We start from the raw sequence: 11,014 nt of genomic DNA, 5'->3' as shown, positions 1-11,014 counted from the left end.
AGTGCATACTTGGAAACGGTGTTGTAATAAACCCCGAGGAACTGTTAAAAGAAATAGCAGCAGTAAAAAAAATTGGCATAAAACCATTACTTCAAATCAGCAAAAGAGCGCAGGTAATCCTGTCACATCACATCGAATTTGACAGAGCAAACGGAAAAAAAATCGGCACAACAGGAAAAGGAATAGGGCCGGCATACATGGGGAAAATGGAACGAACAAACATTCGGATGGGAGAGCTTGTAAAAGATAGCGCAAAAAAAGACATAACAGACATGCTTAAAAAAAAGAAAAAGGAATTTATCGCAAAAGGAATCATAACCGAAAAAGAATTTGGCGAATTTTGCACGTCAACATCAATAAAGTATACAATATATGGCAAAAAACTAAAAAAATATATTGAAGATACCACATACATCATTAACGATACTATGAAAAACGGTAAAAATGTCCTTTTTGAAGGAGCACAGGGTGTAATGCTTGACATAGACTTTGGAACGTACCCATTTGTTACTTCATCCAATACAATTGCACAAGGAGCACTTACAGGTGCAGGAGCAAACCCATTTTATATCAAAAGAGTCGTAGGAGTAAGCAAAGCATACACAACGCGCGTGGGAGAAGGGCCATTCCCCACCGAGATAAATGGAAAAGACGGAGATATTCTTCAGAATGCAGGAAACGAATTTGGCGCAACCACAGGAAGGCCAAGACGCGTAGGGCATCTAGACCTCTTTGCACTGAAATATGCGGTGGACATAAGCAGCATAACGGAAATCGCATTAACGAAAATTGACGTGTTATCCACTCTGAACAAAGTGAAAGTTGCTGTGGGCTACAAAATAAATGGAAAAATCGTTAAAACATTCCCGGCAAGTGCAAAAGATCTTGCAAATGCAGTGCCCATATACAAAACTATTACAACCCCCATCAAAGCTCTTTCAAAAAAAGAGTGGAAGGCACTGAAAGGCAAAACAAAAAAAGAATTGCCTGTCGGCATCAAAAACTATATCAAACTGATAGAAGAATTTTTAGCAGTGCCTGTAACGATACTTTCATTTGGGCCGGGAAGAGAGGATACAATCACCTATGGAAAATAGAAATAGCATATCACCTCTTGATGGGCGATATTTTAACGATGTAAAAGATATTACAGAAATTTTTTCAGAAGAAGCACTTAACAAAAAAAGAGTTTATATTGAAATTGAATATCTTATTGCATTCTGTGAAACAATCAAAATAAAAATTCCAAAGCAAGCGCTAAAAAAAATCTACATCAATTTTTCAGACAGAGACGCAAAAAGAATTAAGCAAATCGAAAAAACAACGCAGCACGATATAGGAGCGGTTATAGAATTTGTAAAAGAAAAGACGAACAAAGATGCAAGACGCTTTGTGCATTTTGGCCTCACATCAGAGGATGTAAATAACCTTGCATACGGACTGATGCTGAAAGAAGCTACAAATGTATACCTCAATGCTCTAAAAACAACCATCTTACAACTTGCAGAATACGCATCAAAGCACAAGCACGATGTGATGCTTTCGCGCACCCACGGAGAGCCAGCTACTCCCACGACGGCAGGAAAAGAATGTGCAAACTATGCAGTGCGGCTCACAACACAGTACAAAAAACTTAAACAAATAAAAATACAGGGGAAGCTTACCGGGGCAACAGGCAATTTTAATGCACTTTGCACAATTTACCCTGAAGTTAACTGGATAACCTTCTCAAAAAATTTTGTACAACACATTGATCTCACCCCTACTCTTTTTTCCACGCAAATCCTTTTTACAGATTCATACGCGGAACTGTTTGACACAATGAAAAGAATAAATTCCATCCTCATTGACTTAAACAAAAACATCTGGCTATATTTTTTGCTTGGATATTTAAGCTTAAAAACCTCCAAAAAATCAATGGGCTCGTCCACCATGCCTCATAAAGTTAATCCAATTTTTTTTGAAAACAGCGAAGGGAATGCAGAAATTGCAGAAAATTTATTCGAGTTTTTTTCAAGAAAGCTTTTGAAATCCCGCCTCCAGAGAGACCTGACGGATTCCACAGTAAAAAGAAATCTTGGCGTTGCATTCGGGCACAGCTTGCTCTCTGTAAAATCACTTAAAAAAGGATTAGAAAAAATTGTGATAGACAAAGAAAAAATTGGAAAAGATCTTGAGGCACATCAGGAAATTCTCTCTGAACTTGTGCAGCTGTCCCTTAGAAAACAAGGAAAAATAGAAGGATACAAAGATATAAAAGAAAAAACAAGGGGAAAGAAAACGGTAAAAGAAGCATTGCTGAAAAACATTCCTGAGAAAAACCGCAAAATCATTATCTCGCAATACCTCTCAGGAAAAGCAGAAGAGCTTGTTGATACGGCGATAAAAACGGTAAAAAAAGAACTTATCTAACTTTCTTTTAGTACGGCAATGTACGGCAAGTTTCTGTATCGCTCGGCATAGTCAATGCCGTAACCTACAACAAAAAGATCGGGAATTGTAAAACCAAGATAGTCAACTGACACATCTACTTTTCTTCTGTCGGGTTTATCCAGCAACACGCAAACCTTCACACTGCTTGCCTTTCTTGCCTTAAGCATGTCGCGTATCGCTTTTAACGTGTAGCCCGTATCGATAATATCTTCAACAATTATTACGTCTTTGTCATCAATCGGTGCGGAAAGATCCTTAAGTATGCGAACATTGCCAGATGATTCTGTTCCCTCACCATAACTTGAAGCTGCAATATAATCAAGCGTAAGGTCCAGCTTCATCTCCCTGACAAGGTCAGCAAGGAAAAAACCACCACCTTTAAGTATAGAAACAAACACGGGCTTTCTCCCTTTGTAAGCTGTGCTAATCTCATCAGCAAGCTCTTTGATGCGCTTTTTCAAATCCTTCTGAGTGATCAATACTTCAAGGTTCTCTTTTTTCATTCGCTTCCCTCTCTTACAAAGATTTTACCCCGCACACAAAGGGCACAATTAATTATACTCTTTTTCAGATTTTTTCCTATTTTTCTCGTTATTACACTCTCCTTATTACAAAAAATCAATCGACAGATCGGTCAAAATGGTTAAAATGGTGCCTAGCATAAAAATAACCACTTTCCCATCCTTCCTTGTCCTTATTTTTGCTTTTAAAAAGGAGTCTCGAGGGAATGTGTCCCCTCAAAATAAGAGACCCTTCGCAAAAAACGCTCGAGGGTGACAAAGAAGAAAGTGCATTACGCCAAGTTGACCAATGGGAGCACAGTAACAGAAAAAACCAGTCATTGCGAAGGGCAGTTTTTTTGCCCTGTGGCAATCTCCTCTTTTGTTTTTTCCTTGTCATTCCGGACTCGATCCGGAATCTCTCTTTTGCTTTTCTTTGTCATCACGAGTCTTTGCGAGGAACGCAGTGACGAAGCAATCTCCTCCTTAACTCTTTTCTTCTTTTGCTTTTAAAAAGGAGTATCGAGGGAATGCGTCCCTCGAATAAAGAAAATGTGTTCCCTTACTTAAAAATAATCTCTGACATTAACGATTTGCATAAAGCACAACAAATACAATTGTTTTAAAAATACATAAAAAAGTACTTACAGTTTGACTTTAAATCTCTTAAGATAATGCTATAATTTATTCAAGATATGAATAAATTCTATTCAGGAGGTGAATAATATGTAAAAATAATATATTTATTAAGACTTCGCCTTTTATTTTCAAATCCTATTGTATGTATCTCTATAGACTTCTCTTCTGTGAATGATTCCGAAAACAAATACCTCTTTATTTTTTATCTTATAAACAATTCTGTAATCTCCTACACGTAACTTCCAATATCCCTTCAGAGATTTCCTTAAGGGTTTACCGTATTTTGTGGGTTCTGTTGTTAGCCTTTCTTCTATTGCCTTTTTAACCCTCAGCTTTATATTTTTATTTAGTTTTGGTAGATCTATCTTCTTCACGTCTTGATGATATATAATAGTAAATCTCACACTTTAGCCCCAATTTTCCTTATGGGAGAGCGCCTTTGACTTATCAAAAGTTTTCTCTCTTTCCTCTGCAAATTTAGAGAGCACTATATCTTCTCTTAGCTCTAAGGCTTCTTTAACTAAATCTCTTATAGTAGAAGACATTGACATATCTTCGCTTCCAGACAAGCTCTTGATGACATTATATATGTTCTTATCAAGCACTACATTAACTCTTGGTTTCTTTGTAGCCATTTTTACACCTCCTTACAGCTAGCAGTGTATCACTTTTGGTGAACCTGTCAAGAGACTGAATTGAATCATTAGAAATTTTAATAGATCCTCAAATAACCTCATCATTAACAACAAAACATCGTTTTAGGGAAGCAATAAGAAAAAAAGAAACGTTACCCTGAGACCCTTCGCAAAAAACGCTCGAGGGTGACAAAAAAGGTTGTCATTCTGGAGGGAGCATAGCGACAGAAGAATCTCGTCTTTTGTTTTTTTGTTGTCATTCCGGACTCGATCCGGAATCTCTCTTTTGCTTTTCTTTGTCATCACGAGTCTTTGCGAGGAACGTAGTGACGAAGCAACCTCCTCTTTTGTTTCTGTCCTGTCATTGCGAAGGGCAGTTTTTTTGCCCTGTGGCAATCTCCTCCTTAACAACAAACAATTGTTTTATAAAAACAAAAATTTAAAGAAATATTACTATGGGACTGCCACGCTCCCGTTGCTCAACTTGGCGTAATGCGTGCCAAGGAAAAGAGCGCAGTGACGGAGAGAGTCATTGCGAACCCGACAAAGCAATCCGACAGCTTTATTGTCGTTGCGAACATTAGAGTAAAACACTGCAGCAATTTGACCCAGCCTATTAAAGAATCTTTTCTATCGCGTCAATTATTCCAGCATAAGTTTCTTCGAATTGCGGGATGCTCTTGAACTGATTGTGCAGGGAGTTTTCCCAGGCATTTTTGAAGTTTACCTTGCGCTCTATTACAGATTGGATGTCGGAAACTATACCTTTAAGACGACATTTTTCATTGAATAACTCTTTAAAGCCTTCCTCATAGAGGTAGTGCCTGAAGTAATAAATGTCATATAAATCCCTCGGGCGTGTGCGTTCAAAGAGGGCCCGGAGTTTCTCTAAAAGAATTTCCATTAGCGTATATGACTTAAGGGATGCAGAAAGTATATCAGAATAAGGATGTATAAGTTTCCGTTCCACAGTATTCAAAAGAATCTTTTCCCGTGAGGCAAACGCGATATCCAGTTTGATGCTGATAGACACATTGTTGCTTCGTTGAATAACTGAGAAGAACACCGTTACCCTGACTCCACTTTTAGATTCTTCAAATTTTATCCTATTTGAAAAATTGATTCCACTTTCCTCTCTTGCTTCAGTAACCGCTTTCCTTATCTTTCCCTTCAATGTAGAGATTTCAATATTCTCACACATTGTGAAATCCAGATCGTCAGAAAAGCGGTAATTTTCTACGTACAGCTTGCGGATTGCTGTGCCACCTTTCAGAACCATATTAATTTTTACAAGTGCAGCAAGCAAATGGTTCTGAGCATAGTCCCTTTCAATTGTAGAAATGGGCACTCCGGAGTGCACTGCCTTCTCTTTTATCTCTACTACCGGAATCACTCCAAACTCCCCAAATCCTTTTCATTCAGGTTTAAGATCAGCCTCCAACGGGCATTCTTCTCTCCCTTGTGAGGCATTGTTGGATCAAGGTAGAGGTAATTCCTTGCCTTTATTACGGGCAACTTTACGGGCTTTCCTACATATTCTGAGAGAAACCCGAGACGGCGAATTACTCCAGAGTTTCCTATTTGCTTTGCAAAACGTGTAAGTTTTCTCTTTTCATACGTTCCGTGTTTTAATGCCTTTGCAACCTCTATAATGCCTCCACAGTATTGCGGTTTATCCAGGCAATCTACTATTACCTTTTCTCTTTCTGCAATGTTCACTTTGCTGTTTTCAATCCAGATATCTTCCACTGCAAAAAACTTTTCTTTTTTTACCTTAACGAACTTATACCTTATACCAAGAACCTCTTTTTCCTGCACTTTCTTGTATGCAGTTGTTTGTACAAACACCACATTGGGAATTTGCTCTGTAAAACTATAAAAATGCAGTGCTGACCAGTATGAAATACAGTATGGATTAACAAGCAGCGAGGCAATGACAAACTCATGCAAAGTGTAGTACCCCTTCTCTGCCCCAAGCGGTAAAATGATGTACTTTCCCTTTTCAATACGCTGGACTAAACCTTTATTCTCAAAGCGTGAAAGAAGCTTTTTAACAGTACTTGCATCACTTCCTACAATTTCTTGTGCATCTCTGAATGTGAATGATTCACCTTGCCTTGCAAGTTTATTTAATATATCTCTTCTCATTTTCACATTCCTTAGGATACACTAAAGGGAACTTTGGCATATGCAATTGAGAATGCCATACAATAATAAATTCGTCATTCAAAACCATCTCTTCCATGTTTTTATTGTATCACAATCAATTAAATTTTGAAACATCAAAAATTGATTTAATCAATTAGTTTGTAAAAATATATTTAGGGAAGTCACCAACACTGAATTTTTGCTAAAATCGTACACCTTTATGTCATTTTGCTATTTTCCTTGGCATGCATTACGCCAAGTCTGAAGTGAAGAATCTCTCTTTTGATTTTCTTCGTCATCATGGGTCTTTGCGAGCCGAAGGCGTGGCAATCTCCTCCTTAACAACAAACAATTGTTTTATAAAAACAAAAATTTAAAGTAATATTACTATGGGACTGCCACGCTCCCGTTGCTTGACTTGGCGTAATGCGTGCCAAGGAAAAGAGCGCAGTGACAGAGAGGGTCATTGCGAACCTCTTGAAAAGAGGTGTGGCAATCTCCTCCTTAACTCTTTTCTTCTTTTGCTTTTAAAAAGGAGTATCGAGGGAATTCGTTCCCTCTAATAAAGGGAATGTGTTCCTCGAATTAAGAAGTTACCGCAACCGTGCTTTAGGAATTATCTCCATAAAGATTTTTCTGACTTTGCCAAAATCCCTATTGCAAAACTTACAGTTGGATTCTTTTAAAGATTAAAAAACAACTTTACCTTTTCTTCAATATCCATTTCCATATTGGAACGATATCTACAGATATATCATCTATCTTTGTGCTTTCTTCCTCATCATAAGTGATAATAATTCCTTTCTTTTGATCAAGCAGTTTGCAAGCTTTTGTCATCCCTCCCATCTCTCTATCTGTATTTTTTTTATTCAATTCATAGGGTACTTGAATAGGAAAGAATTTTCCGTCTTTAACGGCAATAAAATCACATTCATTTTTATCGTCAAAGTAAAAAACTTCATAACCCCTTCTTTTTAATTCTAAGAAAACAAGATTCTCTAATTTCCTACCTGTATCCTTTGAAGTGAGCCCTTTTGCAAGTCCTATATCTACGAGATAAATTTTTGCAGGATTTCTTGTTCTCTTGTATATAGATTCAGAAAACTTCTTTACCTCAAATACAAGCATACTTTCTAAAATATATTTATAGTACCTGAAAAGCAAATCCTTTGAAAAAGGAAATTTGTCTTTGTATTGTTTGTAAAAAGATGTAAGAGAAATTCTTGTTGAAAAAGAAGAGAACAATTTGTCAAGGAGAGTCTCTATCAGCTGAACATTCGTTATTTCATACCTTTCAACAAGGTCTTTGAAGAACATAGCATCTAAATATTCTTTAAGGAGTTTCCGCTTTTCAAACTCTGATTTGGCAAATAAAACTTCGGGAAATCCTCCCCAATTGAGATATTCAAGAAAGTACTTTTTTACAATAAATTTTTTTGTGCTATAAAATATGTTCTCTTTATCAGGATCTATATTCTTAGTGCGCAGATACTCTCTAAAAGAAAAAGGAAATACTTCCATATTCCAGGATCTTCCTCTCAGCGCTGTGTTTATTTCATAGGGCATTATCTTAGAGGAAGAGCCACTGACAAATACGGTGGCATTTTCTCTTTCTATGACTCTTCTGCAGAACCTTCCCCATCCATTTACGTTCTGTACTTCATCAAAGAGAAATACAATTTTCTTGCCTATCAACTCTGGCTTTAGTTCAAGCAATGCTTCTTTCAAACTTTCAAAATCTTTCAGCTTAAATCCTTGCAGCCTGTCATCTTCAAAATCTATATATACTGAATTGTTTTTGTACTTTTTAAACAGGCGAAAAAGAATAAAAGTTTTACCGCTTCTCCTTACCCCATAGAAAATTACAACTTTTTTTAATGATTCCGGCAAAACAATGCCTTCCCGTCCCATGATCCGCCCAACAGTTTTGTTTATATAATCTTCATTGGAGAGAATTACTTCCTTTAACAACTCTTTATTCATATTCTATCCTTATCATAAGGATATTATATAAAAAATATGTCCTTGTGTCAAGGATTTAGTTTGCTGCTTTTTTGCCCTTGCATTTCTTATCCTGTCATTCTCGAGGGAGCGAAGCGACAGAAGAATCCCTCTTTTAATCATTTTGTTTTTTCCTTGTCATTCCGTTCTTGTCTCGGAATCTTATTCTTAAACTAAAAGACCCTGAAATAAATTCAGGGTGACAAAGAGAAAGTCAAGTGATCAACGGGAGCGCAGTAACAGAAAAACCCAGTCATTCTGCTCTTTTCCTTGGTATGTATTACACCAAGTAATCATGTAGTGGCTGTGACAATCTCATTCTTCTAAAACCCTTTCTAAGTATTTTCTTAATTCCTCACCTATATCCTTTCTTTTCAATGCAAATGCAATATTTGCCTTTAAGTAACCTATTTTATCGCCTACGTCAAAACGTTTTCCCTCAAATTCATAAGCATAAACCTTCTCTTTAACAAGCAAGTTCCTTATTGCATCAGTAATCTGCACCTCTCCATTTTTCCCGGGTTTCGTTTTTTCTAAAGATTCAAAAATAGATGATGTAAAGATGTATCTTCCAACAATGGCAATATTAGAAGGTGCCCTCATCGGCTCCGGCTTTTCCACAAGGCCTTTTACCTCATACATTCTATCTCCAATTTTTTTACCCTCTACAATTCCATAAAGATTGGCATCCTTTATTGGAACTTTCATAACACCTAATATTATTCCCGGACAACTTTTATAAACGTCTGCCATTTGTTTTAAACATGGTACCTCCGAGTCAATAATATCATCAGCTAAGAGCACTCCAAAAGACTCATCCTTTATAAATCCTTTTGCATGATAAATAGCATCTCCCAGGCCTTTTGGTTGTTTCTGACGGACATAGAAAATAGAAATCATATTGCTTATATTCCTTACAATCTCTAAGAGCTCATCTTTGCCCCTTGCCTCAAGCTCTTTCTCAAGCTCTGCAGCATAGTCAAAATAATCTTCGATTGCTCTTGTGCCACGTCCTGTAACAAATAAAATATTTTCTACACCAGACTGAACTGCCTCCTCCACAACATACTGCACAGCCGGTTTATCAACTACAGGCAACATTTCCTTAGGTTGTGACTTTGTAGCAGGAAGTAGCCGCGTACCCAATCCTGCAACGGGTATTACTGCCTTTTTAATCTTCATCTATGCCTCCAGTCTTGCTTCAGGGATTATCTCCATAAAGATTTTTCTGACTTTACCAAAATCCATATCCACTGCAGCAGTTTTTAATTGATCAAGTATTTCAAAAAATTCTTCTTTTTTCACAACACCATCATCTGGCCTTATTTTTAAAATATACGGATTCTCTGTATCCTCTACCGCTTCCTCTTTATCCCACAATTCTTCAAGGATTTTTTCTCCGCCTCTATTGCCCGTAATCTTAATCTGCACATCTTTCCCTACTTTAAATCCGGAGAGCTTTGCAAATGTTTTTGCAAGCTCCAATACATTTACTCTATCCCCCATTTTTAAAACGAATATCTCTCCGCCGTCTCCAAGTGCCCCCGCCTGCAGCACCAGCTGCACCGCCTCGGGTATCAACATAAAGTATCTCTCCATCTTCGGGTCAGTCACGGTAAGGATACCTGTTCCTCTTATTTGTCTTTTAAACACTTCTATTACGCTGCCTGCACTGCCCAGCACATTGCCAAACCGCACACTTGTAAACACTGCCTTAGGATTATCTTTTGCATAATACTGCAGCATCTTTTCAGTAACTCTTTTCGACGTTCCCATAATGCTTGTAGGATCCACTGCCTTATCCGTAGAGATGTTAACAAATCTACCCGTTCCATATTTTACAGCAGCATCCAAAAGATTTTTTGTGCCAAAGATATTATTTGTTACTGCTTCATCCGGGTTGCTTTCCATCAAAGGCACATGCTTGTGCGCTGCAGTATGAAACACAACATCGGGCTTATACTCATCAAAAATCTTGAATACCTTATCCTTATCTCTAATGTCGCATATCACAGGGACTTCTTTATGAAAATTCCTCTCATCGACAAGCTCTCTTTCTATCTCAAATACACCGTTTTCTCCCTTGTCTAAAAGAATAATTTTCTTAGGGCTAAACATTGCAACCTGCCGCACAATCTCCGACCCTATAGAACCACCAGCACCTGTTACAAGCACAACACCATTTTTTATATATTTTTTAACGGAATCAGTATCTGTCTTAATCGAAGGACGCGATAAAAGGTCTTCAAGCTGAACATTTCTTATACTACTTACATTCACTTCCCCGCCGATAATTTCCCAGATACCAGGCAATGTTTTAACCTCTGTCGGTGTATCAGAAGCAAGAGAGACAATTTTTCTTAACAATTCTTTTGATGCAGATGGGATAGCAATAAGAACAATATCAACCCCCATTTCGTTAACGATATATGGTAAACGGTCTATCTTGCCAAATACCGTATAGCCGTGAATTTTGCCACCCTTTTTCCGTTCGTCATCATCCAAGATCCCGACAATTCTATAATTTAATTCGGGATGTGCTACAATTTCTCTTATTACCTTTTCTCCTGCGTCACCTGCTCCAATAATAAGAACACCTTTTTCTCTCCTCTCTGAGCTGGCTTTTGAATTTACATTTCTTTTTTCCCTGATTATCCT

At 37.5% G+C, this 11,014-nt stretch carries 10 protein-coding genes; 2 read left to right on the top strand and 8 right to left on the bottom strand.

All coding sequences use genetic code 11. The features are described 5' to 3' along the window. Positions 1–1,097: adenylosuccinate synthetase (locus U9Q18_02705; GenBank protein MEA3313267.1), on the top strand; the 1,097-nt coding region annotated here is incomplete at its 5' end. Further along, positions 1,087–2,412, top strand: coding sequence for an adenylosuccinate lyase (gene purB, locus U9Q18_02700; protein ID MEA3313266.1), 1,326 nt, complete (start codon positions 1,087–1,089; stop codon positions 2,410–2,412). The genes U9Q18_02705 and purB, both read left to right, overlap by 11 nt. On the opposite strand, the gene hpt is transcribed toward purB, so the two are convergent. The 8 genes from hpt to U9Q18_02660 form a co-directional block, all read right to left on the bottom strand. Beyond that, a complete protein-coding gene (gene hpt, locus U9Q18_02695) occupies positions 2,409–2,936 on the bottom strand; it encodes a hypoxanthine phosphoribosyltransferase (protein ID MEA3313265.1) in 528 nt (175 codons plus the stop codon). The genes purB and hpt overlap by 4 nt on opposite strands. A gap of 764 nt (positions 2,937–3,700) precedes the next feature. Then, entirely contained in the window at positions 3,701–3,976 is a 276-nt protein-coding gene (locus U9Q18_02690) for a type II toxin-antitoxin system RelE/ParE family toxin (protein ID MEA3313264.1), read from the bottom strand. 3 nt (positions 3,977–3,979) lie between these two features. Beyond that, on the bottom strand, positions 3,980–4,207 hold the full coding sequence (locus U9Q18_02685; GenBank protein MEA3313263.1) for an antitoxin, RHH family protein: 228 nt from the start codon (positions 4,205–4,207) through the stop codon (positions 3,980–3,982). A 616-nt stretch (positions 4,208–4,823) separates the two neighbouring features. Further along, a complete protein-coding gene (locus tag U9Q18_02680; protein MEA3313262.1) occupies positions 4,824–5,600 on the bottom strand; it encodes a nucleotidyl transferase AbiEii/AbiGii toxin family protein in 777 nt (258 codons plus the stop codon). Beyond that, the gene (locus tag U9Q18_02675; GenBank protein MEA3313261.1) at positions 5,597–6,355 is read right to left on the bottom strand and encodes a hypothetical protein; all 759 of its coding nucleotides are present in this window, start codon (positions 6,353–6,355) and stop codon (positions 5,597–5,599) included. Before U9Q18_02675 ends, U9Q18_02680 begins: the two co-directional genes overlap by 4 nt. Positions 6,356–7,057: 702 nt before the next feature. Next, the gene (locus U9Q18_02670) at positions 7,058–8,338 is read right to left on the bottom strand and encodes an ATP-binding protein (protein ID MEA3313260.1); all 1,281 of its coding nucleotides are present in this window, start codon (positions 8,336–8,338) and stop codon (positions 7,058–7,060) included. A gap of 333 nt (positions 8,339–8,671) precedes the next feature. Beyond that, on the bottom strand, positions 8,672–9,538 hold the full coding sequence (gene galU, locus U9Q18_02665; GenBank protein MEA3313259.1) for a UTP--glucose-1-phosphate uridylyltransferase GalU: 867 nt from the start codon (positions 9,536–9,538) through the stop codon (positions 8,672–8,674). Next, on the bottom strand, positions 9,539–11,014 hold a 1,476-nt coding region (locus U9Q18_02660; GenBank protein MEA3313258.1), incomplete at its 5' end, for a nucleoside-diphosphate sugar epimerase/dehydratase.

The sequence above is a fragment of the Caldisericota bacterium genome, assembly GCA_034717215.1.
Taxonomy (GTDB): domain Bacteria; phylum Caldisericota; class Caldisericia; order Caldisericales; family Caldisericaceae; genus UBA646.
Note: the sequence above shows the minus strand (reverse complement) of the source record. Positions and strands in the feature narration are given on the sequence as shown.

What these genes read in the sequence shown, in the direction of transcription:
- U9Q18_02670 (MEA3313260.1), bottom strand. Translation starts at nt 8,338, where the DNA reads ATGAATAAAGAGTTGTTAAAGGAAGTAATTCTCTCCAATGAAGATTAT.
- hpt (MEA3313265.1), bottom strand. Translation starts at nt 2,936, where the DNA reads ATGAAAAAAGAGAACCTTGAAGTATTGATCACTCAGAAGGATTTGAAA.
- purB (MEA3313266.1), top strand. Translation starts at nt 1,087, where the DNA reads ATGGAAAATAGAAATAGCATATCACCTCTTGATGGGCGATATTTTAAC.
- U9Q18_02685 (MEA3313263.1), bottom strand. Translation starts at nt 4,207, where the DNA reads ATGGCTACAAAGAAACCAAGAGTTAATGTAGTGCTTGATAAGAACATA.
- U9Q18_02675 (MEA3313261.1), bottom strand. Translation starts at nt 6,355, where the DNA reads ATGAGAAGAGATATATTAAATAAACTTGCAAGGCAAGGTGAATCATTC.
- galU (MEA3313259.1), bottom strand. Translation starts at nt 9,538, where the DNA reads ATGAAGATTAAAAAGGCAGTAATACCCGTTGCAGGATTGGGTACGCGG.